Source organism: Pseudomonas sp. AC193 (genome assembly GCF_979258075.1).
This window is the reverse complement of the sequence record NZ_OZ409832.1, coordinates 486,740-505,408: the sequence shown is the minus strand read 5'-3', so window position 1 is coordinate 505,408 and position 18,669 is coordinate 486,740. Positions and strand designations below refer to the sequence as shown.

At 58.1% G+C, this 18,669-nt stretch carries 14 protein-coding genes; 6 read left to right on the top strand and 8 right to left on the bottom strand.

All coding sequences use genetic code 11. From position 1 onward, the window contains the following. Positions 1–83 precede the first annotated feature (83 nt). Complete coding sequence (locus ACZZ0D_RS02425; protein WP_463552380.1) at positions 84–3,530, top strand: NEL-type E3 ubiquitin ligase domain-containing protein; 3,447 nt, start codon at positions 84–86, stop codon at positions 3,528–3,530. Between the two features lie 54 nt (positions 3,531–3,584). Here the strand turns inward: ACZZ0D_RS02425 and ACZZ0D_RS02420 are convergent, their stop codons facing one another. The 6 genes from ACZZ0D_RS02420 to ACZZ0D_RS02395 all read right to left on the bottom strand — a co-directional run bounded on the left by ACZZ0D_RS02420 (position 3,585) and on the right by ACZZ0D_RS02395 (position 10,603). Then, on the bottom strand, positions 3,585–4,832 hold the full coding sequence (locus ACZZ0D_RS02420; RefSeq protein ID WP_463552379.1) for a hypothetical protein: 1,248 nt from the start codon (positions 4,830–4,832) through the stop codon (positions 3,585–3,587). Positions 4,833–4,865: 33 nt separating this feature from the next. Continuing rightward, positions 4,866–5,366, bottom strand: a complete 501-nt coding sequence (locus ACZZ0D_RS02415) for a CS1 type fimbrial major subunit (RefSeq protein ID WP_463552378.1) — start codon at positions 5,364–5,366, stop codon at positions 4,866–4,868. Between the two features lie 33 nt (positions 5,367–5,399). Next, on the bottom strand, positions 5,400–6,137 hold the full coding sequence (locus tag ACZZ0D_RS02410) for a molecular chaperone (RefSeq protein WP_463552377.1): 738 nt from the start codon (positions 6,135–6,137) through the stop codon (positions 5,400–5,402). 60 nt (positions 6,138–6,197) lie between these two features. Further along, positions 6,198–7,451 (bottom strand): hypothetical protein, encoded by a 1,254-nt coding sequence (locus tag ACZZ0D_RS02405; protein ID WP_463552376.1) that lies wholly within the window; start codon positions 7,449–7,451, stop codon positions 6,198–6,200. Between the two features lie 28 nt (positions 7,452–7,479). Next, on the bottom strand, positions 7,480–10,002 hold the full coding sequence (locus ACZZ0D_RS02400; RefSeq protein ID WP_463552375.1) for a CS1-pili formation C-terminal domain-containing protein: 2,523 nt from the start codon (positions 10,000–10,002) through the stop codon (positions 7,480–7,482). 109 nt (positions 10,003–10,111) lie between these two features. Further along, entirely contained in the window at positions 10,112–10,603 is a 492-nt protein-coding gene (locus ACZZ0D_RS02395; protein WP_463552374.1) for a CS1 type fimbrial major subunit, read from the bottom strand. 534 nt (positions 10,604–11,137) lie between these two features. Between ACZZ0D_RS02395 and ACZZ0D_RS02390 the strand changes: the two genes are divergently transcribed. Continuing rightward, positions 11,138–11,713 (top strand): PadR family transcriptional regulator, encoded by a 576-nt coding sequence (locus ACZZ0D_RS02390; protein WP_463552373.1) that lies wholly within the window; start codon positions 11,138–11,140, stop codon positions 11,711–11,713. Then, on the top strand, positions 11,710–12,495 hold the full coding sequence (locus ACZZ0D_RS02385; protein WP_463552372.1) for a siderophore-interacting protein: 786 nt from the start codon (positions 11,710–11,712) through the stop codon (positions 12,493–12,495). Before ACZZ0D_RS02390 ends, ACZZ0D_RS02385 begins: the two co-directional genes overlap by 4 nt. A gap of 144 nt (positions 12,496–12,639) precedes the next feature. On the opposite strand, the gene ACZZ0D_RS02380 is transcribed toward ACZZ0D_RS02385, so the two are convergent. Together ACZZ0D_RS02380 and ACZZ0D_RS02375 are read right to left on the bottom strand one after the other, a co-directional pair. Next, a complete protein-coding gene (locus tag ACZZ0D_RS02380; RefSeq protein ID WP_463552371.1) occupies positions 12,640–13,269 on the bottom strand; it encodes a Pr6Pr family membrane protein in 630 nt (209 codons plus the stop codon). A gap of 1 nt (position 13,270) precedes the next feature. Beyond that, the gene (locus tag ACZZ0D_RS02375) at positions 13,271–13,501 is read right to left on the bottom strand and encodes a VF530 family protein (RefSeq protein ID WP_008088485.1); all 231 of its coding nucleotides are present in this window, start codon (positions 13,499–13,501) and stop codon (positions 13,271–13,273) included. A gap of 287 nt (positions 13,502–13,788) precedes the next feature. Between ACZZ0D_RS02375 and ACZZ0D_RS02370 the strand changes: the two genes are divergently transcribed. The 3 genes from ACZZ0D_RS02370 to ACZZ0D_RS02360 all read left to right on the top strand — a co-directional run bounded on the left by ACZZ0D_RS02370 (position 13,789) and on the right by ACZZ0D_RS02360 (position 18,593). Beyond that, a complete protein-coding gene (locus tag ACZZ0D_RS02370) occupies positions 13,789–15,150 on the top strand; it encodes a carbohydrate porin (RefSeq protein WP_158833869.1) in 1,362 nt (453 codons plus the stop codon). 144 nt (positions 15,151–15,294) lie between these two features. Beyond that, a complete protein-coding gene (locus tag ACZZ0D_RS02365) occupies positions 15,295–17,706 on the top strand; it encodes a glucose/quinate/shikimate family membrane-bound PQQ-dependent dehydrogenase (RefSeq protein ID WP_463552370.1) in 2,412 nt (803 codons plus the stop codon). 521 nt (positions 17,707–18,227) lie between these two features. After that, on the top strand, positions 18,228–18,593 hold the full coding sequence (locus ACZZ0D_RS02360) for a DUF6124 family protein (RefSeq protein WP_463552369.1): 366 nt from the start codon (positions 18,228–18,230) through the stop codon (positions 18,591–18,593). The last annotated feature ends 76 nt before the right edge of the window (positions 18,594–18,669 follow it).

Sequence of the window (18,669 nt, the reverse complement as noted above, 5' to 3'; positions counted from 1 at the left end):
AGAATCTCGCCACCAGCATCGCTCTGGCGCCGGTTTTTCACTTCACCGTTTCTCCCTTCATCGAGAATCTGAAAGCGATACGGTTGCCGAGCGGCAAAATAAAACTGTGGAAACCGGATCTCGAGCCTTACCGATTCAAAGGCAAGTTGGCGCAAGACATCCCGCGCGATAGCCAAGGCTTGTATCAGCATCAGGATAAAACCCTGCTGCGCGTCGATGAGCATCATTACGAACTTTCAAAACAATCCCCGACCGGGGAGTTGATAGTGCGGCATCCCTCACGGCCGGATGCTTTTGCAATACCGGTCAAACAAAACGGCGCCGGCAGTTTTGTGCTGGAAGGTGAAACGCCGCGAAATTGGGACAACGCGACCCTGATGCGCAGGTTAGGCCATACAGTTGAACCCTGGAGCGACCCGCAGCAACTGGAACTGATCCGAAAAACCAGTGGCACGTCGCCCGACGTTTTGCGTCGCATGTATCACGACAATGCCGGGCTACCGCCGCTGCTCGCGGACACGGTGCATCGGTTCAATATCGAACGCGATGTGCAGACCTTCATCGACAACGTCACCAGCGATGATCCGTTACCACAGGCGCAGGCTCGGCGAGACCCGGCCAGCCAACTGCAAATTATCGAGGCGCAAGGTCTATGGCCAGTCGAAGTGCCGTTACGCGTGATTGACGGGCGAGGCAACACGCTCTGGCAGTCAGCGGCGGCGAAAGTCGCTCGCGGTAAAAAACTGGTGGTGCAGTTGAGCGACCAGCAGATTGCCGGCGGTCAGGGTTTGCACAACGTCATGCAAACGCTGGAAGCCAACGGCACACCGATCACTGTCGAAAGTGAAGCGCAGTTGCAAGCGCACATCGCCAACACCGCGAAAGGCCTGCGCAACGAACTGTTCAATCAACGCTACGAATTCGACCAAACGCCCCTCAGTCCCACCCGACAACTGGTCAAGCAGACCTTCCCGCAATTGCCGGTGACGATGGTCGATACTCTGCTGGGCGACGCAACGCCAGCCGAACTGGACTTGATGAGTGAACATCAGCATCTGCCTCTGCGGCTGAAACATCTCGCCCGAGAACTGCAATTCGAAACCCGCACAACCCATGCCTGGCAGGGTTTCCATCACGACTGGCTGGCGACCGCCGATACCGAGCGTCTGGCGCTCAATGCCCTGCGCATCAACAGCGATGTACTGGCTGAACTGCGTATCGACGTTCGCCAACTGTCGCTGGATGGCAAGTTGAGTTGCAGCGCAGGGGCCGAAGACGCCACCACGGTTCGTACGCTGATCAAGGACGAAGACTTTCAGTACCGGGCCCATGACAATCAGGGGCAGCCTCTGCAAGAAAGCAGCACTGATCTGTTTGAGTCAATTCTCGCGGCCCTGCCCACGCAACAACGTCAGACTCTGGGTTATCGGCTCAACGATGCGGCAGGATTCAAACAGTGGGTCATGGCCAAAACCGAACCTGCCAACGTCCGTCGCACACTTCTGGTCGAGCCTCCTGTCAGCTCCGTTGTACCCAGAGAAACCCTGGTGCTGCTCGGTGGCCCTGGCTACTCCAGAGTCGGCGAAACCCTACAGCAACGCATTCAGGATATTTACCCACATTTAAATGAATCCGAGGTGCAAGGATTCGCCCAGTCACTGACGGCGCAGGGTGACGCCGAGGCTGGCATCCGTCGAATTGAACATGACCTCGACACATTACGGATCATCCTCGACACCTGGCGTTTTGAAGAAGTCGTCAACTTCAATGCCGGGAATGGCGGCACGCATAACCTGGCGTTCATGCTGGACGGTGGCGCGCATCTTTCCGAGCGACTGATCGCCTGCTTCGAGCGCAAATCCGTGGTATTTGGCGAGCGCAGTGTCGGCCCATCAGCCGGTTTCAGACTCGATCTTTCATCGGAGTTGCGCCGCTACAACCTTGAGCACTGGTGGAAAAAACTTCCCGACATCAAACCGTATCTCGAGCAGATCACCAGCCTCTCGCTCGATAACGTGCCGCTGGTCGAGGGGCCGACAGGGCTGCTCAAGGACTTCTCTCACCTGCGCGAACTCAGCGCGCGCAACTGTGAGCTGAAAAGCCTGCCGACCAGCATTGGCAAAATGCGCCAACTGGAGAATCTGCGCCTGTCCGGTAACCGCATCAAATTGACGCCCCAATCCGCGGAGCAACTGAGAAACCTCACCCGCCTGCATACCCTGCGTCTGGACGAAAATCCACTGGGCCTGATACCCGATGTCGGCCGGATGCCACGCCTGAGTGTTTTGTCGCTGAACGATACCGGCCTGACAACCTGGCCCAAGGGTCTCTTCGAAAAGCACCGGCCCCGACTATTTTTCCTCGACATGCTGAGAAACCCGATCGAGGACATTCCGCAAGTGGCGCCGGGTTCCAATAATGCCTACATCGTCGCGCGCACCCGTCTGATGGCCAACGAACTGTCTGACATCAATCGCTTGCTTTACGAACAGTACCGCACTTCGGTCGGGCTGATTCCCGAGCACATTGCGTCGGCGACCACCACCGACATGCTCAGGCGTTGGCCGCTAAAAACCGAAGCACTGTTTACCCGCATACCCGGGCGTGGCATTTACCGCCCCGAAGCCTGGCCGGATCTGGCCTCGGAACCCAACTCCAGAGGCTTCTTTAAAATCATTAACGACCTTACCCAATCGGCCGATTACCGGGCTGGCGGTTCAGCGCTGGAGCAATTAAGTGATCGTGTCTGGCGGATGATCCACGCTATCGACATCGACAAGGATCTGCGTCAGGACTTGTTCGACATGGCCACCTCACCGGTCAATTGTCGGGATGCCGGTGCGCAGGTATTCAATCAAATGGGCATCAAGGTGATGGCCGCCGAAGCCCGGCTTTTATCAACCTCCAGAGAGGTGCTTGAGCAAAAACTGGTGACATTGGCCCGAGGTGCGGCACGTCTGGAACAAGTTGACGACATAGCCCAGGCCGATATTCAGAGCCGGGGCGGTAATCCGGATGTGGTCGAGGTGTACCTGGCGTATCAAACCGGGCTGGCCCGGCGCCTCGACTTGCCTTGGCAATCGCAGAACATGCTGTTTCCCATCACTGCTGGCGTAGATCAGATAAAGATTGATTCGGCATTCGAGACGGTGATCGCAATGGAGGCTGGCGATGGTTTGATCAATCGCATGCTCGAGCAACCGTTCTGGACGAACTATTTGCGCGAAACCTACCCCGAAAGCTACTACGCCAACAAAACGCGCTTCGAGGAGAAAGCCTCGCAACTCGACGACCTGCGCACCGCGCAGGACGAATGGGCCAGTGCCAATTCGACCTACCTGGAAAAAGCCGCACTACGTGAAAAGATCAAGGAGCTGGCGAAAATTCTCAGGGTGCCCAAAGAGCAAGTGCCGACACGACAACCCATGGCCGATTCGATGTACGAACGACTGATCAATGACCTCGGTGATCAGGAACAGCAACTCAGCCGCCAGCAGACCCGCGATGCGTTGAAAACAGCCGGGCTCTGAACTCAAAGCGAACCGATTTCGAGCAAGGGCGCGCTCGCAATCGGTTACGCAAACTCAACCGACTTCTGAATCCCAGATAACCGTGACGGTGCCTTTGTAAGTCGAAGCCCCGCTGGACAACATGCGCTCGACATCAACCTGATCGACACCAAAGTGCAATACGCCCGGTTTGCGATCGATGTAGATACCCGGCTCAAACAGTCCGGTACCCTCACCGCTTACCCGCAACGGTTGTCGAACCACAGGGCGACCGCCGGCCGAGGTCAGGCCGGTGGGCAATGTCACCGCCACCTGCAATGGCACGACAACGCCACCCGACTCTCTTATTCCACAGGTATCACCGACGGTGTACTGACATTGCATCTGCATTTTGAATTGCGAGCTGGTCCACAGATTAAAGGTCTGATCGCGGAACAATCGTGTTGGCTTGCGTCCTTGATTGAGCCAGGCCTGCCAGCCACCTTCAGGCGTCAATTCAACTTTGTTGCCCCCCGGGGGAATTTCGACCTTGAGCATGTGCTCCACCGTCAGGGTGAAGTTCAACTGCAGCAGATTGTCATTCGGAATCATCAGATCGCCCATATCGAAATCCATTCCCGGCCCCACCGTGTATTCGATGCTGCCGTGATACCGACCGGACTTCATGGCCAACGGGTTAGGCGTACGCAGTTGATAGCCGTAAACGAAGTAGCGAAAATAAAATGCAGGGATCAGAAATCGCGCCTGTTTGGCGCACACTCCGGCGTTCACCGGAACCTTCCAGAAACTGTTGTAGCCGTACGGCCCCACCGTCGCACTGCCCACGCCTAAACATGGAGCCGGTGCTTCCCGCCAAGACCCGCCCGTCCACAGAATGCTCCATGCCAGCGAAAGGTCGTCACCCGCCTGCTTCTCCACAATTTCAGTGACAGGCGTGAACAGGCCTGATTCATGCCCAATGCCGGCAATGCGTACTTCAAGCACGTCCGTGTCCCCGGATTCATGGGTGACCACGATCCGCTGCCAATGGGAAGGTACCTTGGCCATCCCTCCTTGACGCGGATCAGTGTGAAACGCCTGGATGGGCTCACTGGCGTTAAAAACAATGGGCGCGATCAAGGTGAACAGGCCCTCCGGTTTGCACTGATGGGGCAACTGAAGACAAAAGCCCTCTGAAGGCGTCTGGTTGATGAACTCGTTGCTTTGCGGATTGGCCGAGTCAGGCCGAAACAACGCTTCAATTTCTTTGACGGCCGCGGATGCCGGCAAAGTCGCGAGACCCGCCATCAGCATGACGGTCAAACCTCGATATAGATTGATCATGATCCCTCACCCTTCATTCCCGCTAACCGGTCATCAAGCACCCGGCAACATCGCGTTGAACATCATGTTGACGTTGCCGAAGTATTTACCCGGTTTGTAGACGCCATCACCGGGGGGCTGCGGAGTGATTTCCAGCAACACCCGGCGACCCTGCCGACCGTCCGCCGCAGACACCACTTCAACCGCCTCGCCCACCTTCAATTCTCTGCCGTTGAACACCACCTGCAATTCGATCTCGTGGCCGGACTCGCCGCTGGACAGATACGCCAGACCGTCCAGACGTGCCTCGATCGCGCCCCCCTCGTTCTTCACATCAAAATCCTTGCGCAACCCACCGAGCGTCGAATTGAGCAGACTCCACGGTAACCGCTGCTCCCGGCTGATCCATCCGGGATCGACCGGCAGCACATGGAATCTGGAAGTGGGGATGCTCACCGATACATCAAACTCATACGCTTCGCGTGCTGCATGGGCGCAAGTGCACATCAGCCATAAGCCGCTCAGCGTCACCAGCGCAATCTTTCGCCTGTTCATGATTGATCCTCTGCCATTCGATTGGCCTTGTCCCTAACCCTTCACGTCGACTTTCTTTTTCGCCGCGCCTTCAATCACCGTGAAGCGGTAAGTGCGCCCGGCCTGCTTGTCGAAGCGGAATGTCCGGCCCGCCAGAATGTGGTGTTTGGTGGTCGGCTGACAGTCCTGGTCATTGCCCACGGCACAGTCCTTGAACTCGTCGATGACCACCACGCTATTGCCGTTATTGCGGATTTGATATTGGCCGCTGCCGTCATCAACCACGCTGTCGAACCGGGTGTTTTTAGGGCGGACAAAGAACACCGTGCCGTAACCGGCCAACACCGTAACGCCAGCGGCAAAGTCTTTTTTGTAGTCGGCCTGCTCTTCATCCGTGAGCGCAAACTCATCGGCCGCTTCAGGCACCACCGGCACAAAACGGACGCGGAAATAACGCTCCTGATCGCGCGCGCCCATGTACAACAAGCGCGTGCCTTGAGTGCCATTGGCGGGCACGATCAGCCGCGCCGGGCTGGCCATCAAGCCGTCGCGTGCCGTGGCACCGGCCTGGGATTGCAGTGGAATTTCACGGGCAGTGCCCTGCTCGTCGAAGATCATTTCAAGGATGTTGATCTTGATAAACGCGGTGCTGTCGCCGCCATTGAAGATGCGTTTCAGATAGGTGCTTTTGTCAGCATCCAGATAGTCGTAGACCACGCCGACGTTGATCTGCGGAGCGGCAAAAGCGAGGGGTGCAAACAACCAAAAACCAACGGCCAATAAACGTTTCATTCAGTTCTGCCTCTGTAGATGCAACACAGCCGCTGGCGGCTGTAACAGCGAGTAAATGGGTTAAACCTCTGAATCCCAGACCACCGTCACCTTGCCGGTGTAATCCCGCGCCTGATCCGTCTCAAGCATTTGCGCGACATGACTGGCTGCAATGTCGAAGTGCAAGGTGCCGGCCCGGCGATCCAGATAGAAACCCGGCTGAAAGATGTCGGCGTTACTGCCTTCAAGGTGCAAGGGACGCCGATTGACCGGGCGTTCAGCCTCATCCACCAGCCCGTACGGCAAACTCACGCTGACACTCACCGGCACTGAATGACCGGACACGGGATCGCGAATATGGCAGGCGTTATCACCGGAGTCAGGGCACTCAAGCCACATTCGGAAGCGCGATGACGTTGAAATATTGAAGGTCTGGTCACGAAACAAACGGGTCGGCTTACGGCCCTGGCTGAGCCATTGCTGCCAGCCACCTGCAGGCAGTAATTCAACTGTGTTGCCGCCCGGGGGAATTGTCACTTTGAGGGTGTGTTGCACATTCAGTTTCAGCTCCAGCGTCACTTCCGATTCCGTGCTTACCATGATGTCGCCCATGTCGAAATCCATGTTCGGGCCGATGCGGTAGGTGATCTGCCCTTCATAATCGCCATCGGACATACCCAACGGGTTGGGTGTGCGAAGTTCGTAGGCAAAATCGACATAGTCGTAACTGAAGGCAGGAATACGGAACCTGGCCTGCTTTGCACAAACGAAATCGCTGGGCACTGTCCAAAACGACGCGTAGTGCTTTGGCCCCCAATCGGCCGAGCCGCTATATCCGCAGCCAAGAGGCGGGTTTTGCCAACTACTCCCTGTCCACAACACTCGATGGCCTTGTGCCCAGTCACCATTCTCGATCCCGGTCAGGACATCCACGCGTTCATCAGTCATCCACAGCACGCCAATGCCGGAGATACGCACCTCGACCGTTTCGCGCTGATTGTTCTTTTTGTTGATCACCTCCACCGCACGCCAATCCGCAGGGACTTTAAACATCGCGCCTTGGCGCTGGTCGCTGTGATTGGCTTCTATGGCGGCAACGGAAGAAAACTTGATCGGCAATTGCAGACTGAACGTTTTGTTTGCGATGCAGTTGGTGGGATACCTGACGCAGTAGCCTTCCTGCGGTGTGGTATTGACGAAGATGTTCTGGTTAGGCTTGGCAGGGTCGACTTTAAAGTCTGCGGTGATGTTTTTGCTGATCGCCTCTGAGATTGGCGAAGTCGTCAGCAACATTCCAAGGCACATCAAATGGGCTGCCACGCGTTTGGCTTTCACAAGTATTCGCACGTTCAACACTCCCTGATCAACCTGCGGTTTCAAGAGCAATAGCGTTGTCCGCCAACGTATCCGGCGTGCAGCGCAGATCACCAATCATCAGCACGTTGTTTTCCACCCGAGCGGCATCGGTGTTCAAACGGAACCGGCAGAGCAATTGATCGCCCTGACGCACTTCCAGGGTCGGCGCACCGGCGTTCATTTCCATCGAGAAGAATCCGTCGACTTCACTCACGCCACGGCTGGCGTGGTTGATGATGTGGTGGCCCTTGAGCGGCTGGCCTTTGGGGTCGATCAAGCGGCCGAGCACCGTCAGGGTTTTCATCACGCGGATTTTTCGATAGTCCACGCCGCCCTTGTTCAAGTGGTAACTCGTGCGTGCCGGTTGAATCGCCGCGGCCGGGACGTCGTTGCCTTCGAAATCGAAGCTAACGGTGCCGTTTTTGTAAGCGGTGATCGGGATGAAGTTGCGCCCGGGCCGCAGGTTGGCGCTGCCGCCGCTCAAGTCATCGGCGCGCAGGGCGATGTCGTCCAGATCAGACTCGACATCAACGATCATCCCGGCGCCACCTCGGTCGTGTTGGCTGGTCATGGCGATGTATTGGCCACTCAGCGCTACGGTGCTGTCGAGGTTCAAACCGCCGGAAAAATTGTTGTTATACGAAGAGCGCTGAATGAAGCCGTCGCCGTTGACTGCGTCACTCTGGAAGCTGCCAGTCCCGGAAAGCCCCAAGCCGTAGGTGTCGGTGATCGCCGTGGCCGAGACGCTCTGCAACAAGTGATCCTGCAAGTCTTTGCGATAGGTGACGGAGGCATTGTTGTCACGCCCGCCATCGCGCGAAGTTCGCGAACCGAGGCTGCCGGAAATCTGCTCGCCCGGCCCGCCGAGCGCCAGGCTGACACTCAAATCGACCCCGCGATTGCGCGCATCGCCGCTGCTGAAACTGCCGGGGCGGTCGAACACCGAGAAGCGCCAGTTGGCATCGCTGCCAAACAATTCGCCGCGCTGCGTCCAGCCGAGATCGAGACCGACACCTTCGATATTGCCGTCGCTGTGCGAGACCCGCGCGTTGATCGAACTTTTGTTGCTGACCCGATGATTGACCGACAGCGCCGAGTTGCTGGTCTGGCCGATGAACACGTTGCGCTGCCGTACTCGCGTGCCGTCGGGCAGGGTTTCGTAGGTGTTGGTGGTGTCGAGCCAGCTGCGGTTGTGGGTCAGGAAAATACTGCCCGAGCCGTAGCTGTACATGCCTTGCAGATCGAGGCCGGTGCCGTGGTCTTCGGTTTGGTAAACATTGCCGAACACGCTGGTATTGTTGGCCAGCGTCCAGTCGATCGAGGTGCCGTACTGCAGTTTTTCGCTGATCTGCCGCCCGGAAAATCCGACGATGACCCGTGGATGCAGCAAGTAGTTGAACGCTGCGCCCGCCGTCATGCCGCCGGATGCCTGATCGTCCCAGTTGCTCCACAATTTGCTCTCGCGCCCGGCGAACACGTTGTAGCGCCAGCGCTCGTCATGATTGCGCCAGTTGTTCGGTTTGTAGATCAGCTCGGACGTGGTGGAGGTAATCTGACCGTCTTCGATCAGGCGCACTTCAACTTCATAAATGCCGCCGGGTAATGGTCGGGTGTCGAGAGTTTGCAGACCGGCGTCGACCGGTTGCGTGTTGATCAACATGCCGTTGCGATAAATCTCCACCGAAGCCTGGCGGTTCGCGGTGACGTAGAGCGGATAAACGCTGGGTTTCGGATTGTCGATGGCGAGGCTGTCGGAGCTGCCGTACATGGCGCCCACTGCCGTGTCCGGGCTGACACCGAACGATCGCGGCTGGCGGGTCAGGCCTTCGGAATCGGGCATGAAATAGCCCAGGCGAACAAAACTGCCCTGCAGCTCTTTCTGGCTGTAGAGCTCTTGCACGGCGTGATACATCTGCTCGTCCGAACCGCCCAGACGGGCCATTTGTACGTTAAGGCTTTGCGTCCAGTTACCGAGGCTGCTGCTGGTGACCAGACCGTAACGGCCACCAAGATCCTGATCCTGACCGCCGTTGAGGTTGAGCTGGTTACGCACGATCAACCCGGTGCTGCCGGACTTCGGTTGCAGGTAATAACGCGGGGCCTGGCTGTCGCGCTCGGCATTTTCGGTGACGATCGACACCAGCGAATTTTCCAGGTTGTAGTGCACCGCGAGCATTTGCTCCGGGCAACTTCCCTGACAGCTGCCCAAGGCAACGCCACGGCCTAAATAGTCGGCCCAGACATCGCGCTCGGTGGCGCTGAAGTTACTGTCGACACTCTCGGTGAATTCAAGCAGGGTGATGCGGTCATCGCGTGACAACACAATCATCGCCTCGCCCAGAAACTGTTGATCCAATTCCACACGCACCGCGAGTGGCACATCAAAGAAGTGCTCTTCGAATTCACTCGGCAACCCTTTGGCCTGCGCCAGCAAGTTACGCGGTGTATGACTGGCATCGGTAGACGCAGCCAAGGCATTGGCACATAAAAAAAGTGCAAGCGCTGCCGCGATGGGTGTCATCGGAAACATGAACTTAGTTACTCTTTTTGTTTGATTGGCCAAACGCCGGCCGAACGCTATTAACTAGCGGCCGGCCGGACGAACCCATTGCCAAAGACTGGCAGTGGTCGAAAACGCGTTACTGGGTAATGCGCGGAATGGCGTCAAACATCACCACCGGTGTGGCGGTGTACAGGCCGGACTGGCCATCGGCCGGTTTGGCGGCGGTGATCACCAGATCAGCACGCATACCGCCGTTGGATTCAGTGTCACCCACTACTTCTTGAGAGGCACCGGTCAGGGTTTTACCGTTGAAGGTGTAGGCCAGAGCGATGGTGTTGGCGCCGTTGAACAGCGGCTGCGGGCCACCTTCGACATAAGCGCCGACCGCGCCCTGGGTGTGTTGAATGTCATAGGTGCCGCGTACCGGGGAGAGTGTGCCGGCGCCAATGATGTAGCGCATTTCTTCGTTTTTACCGAAGTTGGGATCGACCGGTTGAGCATGGAAAATCTTGCTCGGAATGTCCGCGACGATATTGATCGCGGTACGCGATTCTTCAGCCGCAAAGGCAACCGAAGCACCCAGTGTCAGCATGGCCAGAGGAGTAGCGATTGCAAGTTGCTTGAACATGATTAACTTCCTGTTATTTCGTTGTGGGAGATGGCTGAAGTCCTGAACCGCTTACAAGGTCTGAAGAATGAAGCCAGCTGGCTCCAGACATGTAAGAAAGTGGACGTTCAACGCCGAGGAATATTCCGCTATTCCCAACACGAAATAAGCAGGCCGTTTCTGACGCACGCGTAGCCCAAGTGCTATTTGACTTGAAAGAAAAACAGCAACTTTCATAAAAAACACCTGAGCAACTGTAAGACCGGTACTACATCAGGACAAAATGACAAAGTTGCACGTTATGCGACTTCTGTAAGAACCAAACTACACGCGCAACAAAATAAGGACGATATCGATACTTTAGAGTAATTAATCAAACTAACTGAAAGTTGTATAGGCATTTATTGTTACCGGCGCCGCAAAAAAATCCTGCCCAATTGCCCCTTGCGCCATCTGCACGCGGGTGCAGACCTGCTCGACCGTTGGTCATTTCAGCTTGATCACGCCATAAGATATATCTTAAGTTGTATCTAAACACGACGAGAGAAGACTGAAATGAGAGACCATCATTCCCCCCACCGCGAACATGGCGACGGCCGTGACGGCTTCGAAAAACGTCCCGGTCGCGAACGCGGCGGTCGCGGCCCAAGGGTGTTCGCCCCCGGCGACTTGAAATTACTGTTGCTGGCACTGATCGCCGAACAGCCGTGCCACGGCTACGACCTGATCCGCCAGATCGAAGGCATGTTCGACGGCGCCTACAGCCCGAGCCCCGGTGTGATCTACCCGACCCTGACCTTTCTCGAAGAAAGCGACCTGATTGCCGATGACGCCGAGGGCGGCAAAAAACGCTACAGCGTTACCGACGCCGGTCGTTTGTCTTTAAGCGAACAAGCCGTGGCGCTCGATGGCGTACGCATGCGCATTGATGTGAGCAAACGCTCGCTGCGCGGCCATGACCGCCCTGCTGAAATCCATGAAGCCGTGCACAACTTGCGCCACGCCCTGCAAATGCACCACGGCCGCTGGAGCCCGGAAGAAATCCTGCGAGTGCGCGATCTGCTCAACGACACCGCCAAAGCCATCGTCGACGGCCCTGCCGTTCAACCTGCCTCGGAGAAAGCCGAATGACCGCAGTCGATACCCAAACCATCCACCGCGTGATGCACCAAATCAAACGCCGCAAACTGGAAGTGTTGCGCGTGGTCGACCTGACGCCGCGCATGCGCCGCATCACCCTCGGCGGGCCTGAGCTGGCAGGGTTTATCAGCCTGGGCACGGACGATCACGTCAAACTGCTGTTCCCGCAGAACGCCGAGCAGGCCGCCGCGCTGGAAACCATGGTGCTCGGCGCCGGCAAGGACGATGGGCCGAAGCCAGAGATGCGCGACTACACGCCGCGCCGTTACGACCTGGATGCACTGGAACTGGACATCGATTTTGTGCTGCACGGTGACGGCCCTGCGTCGACCTGGGCTGAGCAAGCTGCACCGGGACAATTCCTGCACATCGGTGGGCCGCGTGGCTCGATGATCGTGCCGGACATCTTCGACAGCTATTTGCTGATCGGCGACGAAACCGCCCTGCCCGCCATCGCCCGCCGCCTCGAAGGTCTGGCGGCGAATCGCAAAGCCTTGGTCGTGATCGAGGTGGAAAACGGTGCTGAACAGCAAGTGCTGGAGAGCGCGGCGCAGGTCAATGTGATCTGGGTGTTGCGTGAGGGCGGCCAGGATAACCTGCTGACCACCGTGAAGCAGTTGCAGGTGCCGAAGGGCAATCTGTACGCGTGGGTGGCGACGGAGACCAAGGTGTCACGGCAGATTCGCCGTGTCCTGATCGATGAGCACGGGCTGGATGAGCAACTGATCAAAGCCGTCGGCTACTGGCGCGCCGAAGGTTCCGAAGAAGAGTGATATCCCCTGTAGGAGCTGCCGCAGGCTGCGATCTTTTGACGTTGATTGTTCAAAAACAAGATCAATAGATCGCAGCGTGCCGCAGCTCCTACAAAAGTCCGCATTCCAATGTAGTAGCTGCCGAAGGCTGCGATCTTGTGAGGTTCATCGCCGAGATCGGTCGAGGCCGATCACCAGCAACCCAATCACCACGAACCCCAGCAATATCCCCCCGGCATTGACGAACACCTGTGGATAACCCAACACCGCCACATCAATGAACGGATACGCATACGCGCCGAGCAAATGCCCGCGCAGCAAGGCGTAGATGAAGTACACCAGCGGATAAATCAGCCACAACGGCAGATGCCACAGGCGCAACGTGCCCTTCGGTACGCACACCCACCAGTACCCCAAAAACAGCAGCGGCATCACGTCGTGCAGCAATTCATCGGCAACAAACTGCCAACCTTCCGGGTGCCACAAATGCCGCAGCAAAATGCTGTAGGCCAGGCCGACCACGACAATGCTCACGGCAATCCCACTGCTCATCCACGGCTGTAAAAACCAGCGACGTGCAGCGGACTCGCGCTCGGTCACGGCGCAGGTCAGCACCGTCGCCACCAGCGTATTCGTCCATATCGTGAAGTAACTGAAAAAGCTCACCAGCCCGCCCAACAGGCTGGCGCTGACGCTCAAGCGTGCGAAGAAAATCAGGTACAGCTGAATAGCCAACCCCGCCCAACCTAAAACGGCCGCGCAGGTCATAAGGCGATGGCGCCAGACGGCGTCCATCTCAGAGTGGTCGCTTGGTGCGCATCAGCTTCACGTACAGACGCTCGACCTTCTCCCGCGCCCACGGGGTTTTGCGCAGGAACGTCAGGCTCGACTTGATGCTCGGATCGCTTTTGAAGCAGCGAATATCGATGCGCTCGGCCAGCCCCGACCATTCGTAATGAGTCACCAAGGCGTTGAGGATCTGTTCGAGGGTGACGCCGTGCAGCGGATCGGGGGTTTGGTCGTTCATGCCAGGCCTTTGGGCGAAGTGAATATGCAGAAGCCGCGCACCTTAGCCGAGGGGGTGGTTGGGTGGAAGGGCTTCCTTTCAAATGTAGGTCAAGGTCAAAAGATCGCAGCCTTCGGCAGCTCCTACAGGGACTGTTACCGAATCCGAAACGCTGCATGTTCACAAAAGGCCTTTGTCTTTTTGTAACAGATCATTATCCTGCCGCCCTTCCGCTGAATCGCTTCACTGCCTGCGACATATTGAAGCGCTCAGTTTGCACCCCGAAAACACCAAAAAAAGACTTATTCATGCCCGATTTTTCCTTCTCCCGAGACAGCGCTATCTCTGCCCTGCGCACCCTTGGCGGCTGCACCGCACTAGGCCTTGCCACCTGCGCTCAGGCGGCGCCCGCGTTCGACAGTGAATCACCGTACATGCTCGGTGACTGGAACGGCACGCGCACCGAACTCTCGGAAAAAGGCTACGACTTCAAGCTCGATTACACCGGCGAAATGGGCAGCAACCTGCACGGCGGCTACGACCATGACCGCACTGCGCGCTATAGCGATCAGTTTGGCCTCGGCACCCACCTCGACCTGCAAAAGATCCTTGGCTGGGACGACGCCGAGTTTCAACTGACCATCACCAAGCGCAGCGGCAACAACATCAGCAACGACCGCATCAACGATCCGCGCGTTGGCGGTTTCACCTCGGCCCAGGAAGTCTGGGGCCGTGGCCAGACCACGCGCCTGACGCAGATGTGGTACCAGCAGAAATTCTTCGATCAGAAACTCGACATCAAGGTCGGTCGTTTCGGCGAAGGCGAAGACTTCAACAGCTTCCCGTGCGACTTCCAGAACCTCGCGTTCTGCGGCTCGCAGGTCGGCAACTGGGTCGGCGGCATCTGGTACAACTGGCCGGTCAGCCAATGGGCGCTGCGCGTCAAATATCACCTGACCCCAGAGCTGTACGCACAGGTCGGCGCATACGAGCAGAACCCGTCGAACCTCGATCGCGGCAACGGCTTCAAGCTCAGCGGCAGCGGCACCCAGGGCGCGATCCTGCCGATCGAATTGGTGTGGACGCCGAAACTCAACGGCCTGCCGGGCGAATACCGCGCCGGTTACTACTACAGCAACGCCAAAGCCACCGACGCTTATAAAGATCAGAACGGCCAACCGGCGGCCCTCAGTGGCGAAGCCTACCGCAGCGCGTCGAGCAAACACGGCGTCTGGCTGGGCATTCAGCAGCAAGTCACCAGCGTTGCCAGCGATAACAGTCGCGGTTTGAGCGTGTTCGCCAACGGCACGATGCACGATAAGAAAACCAACGCGATCGACAACTACGTGCAGGCCGGCATCACCTACAAAGGCCCGTTCGATGCACGCGCCAAGGATGACATCGGCTTCGCCCTCGCCCGCGTGCACGTCAACCCGGCCTACCGCAAAAACGCCGAAGCGACGAATCAGGCCAACGCCGTTTACGACTATGACGATCCGTCCTTCCTGCCACCGCAAGACACCGAATACAGCGCCGAGCTGTATTACGGCGTGCACGTGACCAACTGGCTGACCGTACGCCCGAACCTGCAATATATCCGCCACCCCGGTGGCGTGAACAACGTCGACGACGCCCTGATCGGCGGGATCAAGATCCAGTCCTCGTTCTAAAGGTTTACGCAAATCCCGCTCCCACAATGGGGATTTATGAAATTCGTTAGCTAGACAAGTTTTTATCTGAACCATGCCCGCGCTCAATCGTCATCTACAGTGACTACAGCGCGGGACTACATAAACGTCACGGAGAATCACACTATGAGCACCGAAAGTGCTTCGAGTCGGGGCCGTTTGCTACCGAGCCTGCTCGGCATTCTGCTTCTACTGATGGGCCTGGCCATGTTGGCCGGAGGGGTCAAGCTGAGCATGCTCGGCGGCTCGTTGTATTACCTGCTGGCCGGTATCGGCATTGCGCTGAGCGGCATCCTGTTGCTGCTGGGCCGTCGTGCGGCGCTGGGCCTGTACGCCATCGTCCTGTTTGCCAGCACCGTTTGGGCGCTGTGGGAAGTCGGTCTGGACTGGTGGCAACTGGTGCCACGTCTGGCCCTGTGGTTTGTCCTCGGCTTCGTGATGTTGCTGCCGTGGATCCGTCGTCCGCTGCTGCTTGACGGCCCGGCGCCGATGGGCACTCGCGGTCTGACTGTGGCCGTGGTTCTGGCCGGTCTCACCGCGCTGATCAGCCTGTTCACCCACCCGGGCGAAACCTTCGGTGAACTGGGCCGCGACACCGCCGACACCACCAGCACCGCACCAGCGATGCCGGATGGCGACTGGCAGGCCTACGGCCGCACCGAATTCGGTGACCGTTACTCGCCGCTGAAACAGATCACTCCGGCCAACGTCGGCAAGCTGCAAGAAGCCTGGCGCATCCAGACCGGCGACCTGCCGACCGCTGATGACCCGGTCGAGCTGACCAACGAAAACACCCCGCTGAAAGCCAACGGCATGGTCTACGCCTGCACCGCGCACAGCAAAGTGTTGGCCCTGGATCCGGACACCGGCAAAGAACTGTGGCGCTTCGACCCGCAGATCAAGAGCCCGGTCGGCTTCAAAGGCTTCGCCCACATGACTTGCCGTGGCGTGTCGTACTACGACGAAGCCGCGTACGCCAAAACTGAAAACGCAGCTTCCGCGGTGATTTCCGAAGCCGGCAAAGCTGTTGCTCAGGCCTGCCCGCGTCGTCTGTACCTGCCAACCGCTGATGCCCGCCTGATCGCCTTGAACGCCGACACCGGCAAAATCTGCGAAGGCTTCGGCACCAACGGTGTGGTTGACCTGACCCAAGGCATCGGCCCGTTCACCGCTGGTGGCTACTACTCCACCTCGCCGGCCGCGATTACTCGTGATCTGGTGATCATGGGCGGTCACGTCACCGACAACGAATCGACCAACGAGCCATCGGGTGTGATCCGCGCCTTCGACGTGCACGACGGTCACCTCGTATGGAACTGGGACAGCGACAAGCCAGACGCCACCGAGCCTTTGGCACCGGGTGAAACCTACAGCCGCAACTCGGCCAACATGTGGTCGCTGGCCAGCGTCGACGAAAAACTCGGCATGGTTTACCTGCCACTGGGCAACCAGACTCCAGACCAGTGGGGCGCTGACCGCACCCCGGGCGCCGAGAAATTCAGCGCCGGTATCGTTGCTCTGGACCTGGCCACCGGTAAAGTGCGCTGGAACTACCAGTTCACCCACCACGACCTGTGGGACATGGACGTTGGCAGCCAGCCAACCCTGCTCGACATGAAAACCGCCGACGGCGTGAAACCGGCGCTGATCGCCCCGACCAAACAGGGCAGCCTGTACGTCCTCGACCGTCGTGACGGCACGCCGATCATTCCGATCAAGGAAATCCCGGTACCGCAAGGCGCCGTGAAAGGCGACCACACCGCACCGACCCAGGCGCGTTCGGATCTCAACCTGCTGGCCCCGGAACTGACCGAAAAAGCCATGTGGGGCGCGAGCCCGTTCGACCAGATGCTGTGCCGCATCCAGTTCAAAGAACTGCGTTATGAAGGCCAGTACACCCCGCCGTCGGAACAGGGCAGCCTGATCTACCCGGGTAACGTCGGCGTGTTCAACTGGGGCGGCGTTTCGGTCGATCCGGTTCGCCAAATGTTGTTCACCAGCCCGAACTACATGGCCTTCGTTTCGAAAATGGTGCCACGCGAGCAAGTCGCCGCCGGCAGCAAACGCGAAAGCGAAACCGCTGGCGTGCAACCGAACACTGGCGCGCCATACGCCGTGATCATGCACCCGTTCATGTCGCCACTCGGCGTACCGTGCCAGGCCCCGGCCTGGGGCTACGTTGCCGGTATCGACCTGACCACCGGCAAAGTCGTGTGGAAACGCAAAAACGGCACCAGCCGCGACAGCTCGCCAATCCCGATCGGCTTCACCCTGGGCGTGCCTAGCATGGGCGGCTCGATGGTCACGGCTGGCGGCGTCGGCTTCCTCAGCGGCACCCTCGACCAGTACCTGCGCGCGTACGACGTCAACAGCGGTAAAGAGCTGTGGAAATCGCGTCTGCCGGCGGGTGGTCAAGCGACCCCGATGACCTACACCGGTAAGGACGGCAAGCAATACGTTCTGTTGGTTGTTGGTGGTCACGGTTCGCTGGGCACCAAAATGGGCGACTACATCATTGCCTACAAACTGCCGGAATAAGCTTTAACGGCGGTAAAACAAAGGCGATGCCCCGCAAGGGACATCGCCTTTTTTGTGCACCACATTTCAGAATTCACCACAAAACCTGTAGGAGTGAGCCTGCTCGCGATAGCGGTATGTCAGCCAACATCTTCGGTGACTGATTTACCGCTATCGCGAGCAGGCTCACTCCTACAAAGGACGGTATTCGTCCTACAGAAGCGCATTGTCAGCGAGAGTTTTCCGACAAGTCGCGTCGGTTGTGCCTCGGAAGTGGGGTGGATAGGCTCTGAGGGTCGCTGCAAATTCAGCGAACGGGCGTCGCGGCCCGAGCAGTTCATTCGATTTGATGCATAATCGCCGACCCAAACGGGAGCGCTCAGGTGCTTGTTGTTTGGTTTGATGGTGGCTGTGCGCGGGATACCTTCGGGTATGCCGAGATTGCCGAATGGCTCGGTTCGCGAACCTGCGTACAGCTGCCACCCTTTGTCGCGTCGCGGCGATTGAGAGTGACAGCCTCACTCATCATTCGGAGCTTCACCATGATCAAACCAACCCCCAATCCGCCCACAGCGGAAGACACCACCCCCTACGAATTCCCCGGCTCGAAGCGATTCCACGAAGCCGCCGAACGCGCCCTCGACCACTACCTCAAACCCAACGCCCTCACCCTGCGCTTCCACAAACCCAGCACCATGTTCCAGGTCGCCCCCGACCAAGACAACGAAAGCCTGCTGGTTCACGCCTGCGAATCCCTGGCCCAAGCCAGCCTCATGACAAGCGACATCGCCGCCTACATCGAGCTGCCGCAGCGACGCACGATTCTGGCGATCCAGCAAATCATCATGCTCGCCGAACTCGCGGTGAACCGCGCACTGGATAACCACGAACTCCCCACCCAAAACTGACACCGACCTGTAGGAGCTGCCGAAGGCTGCGATCTATTGATCTGGATTTTTAAAATCAAAAGATCGCAGCCTTCGG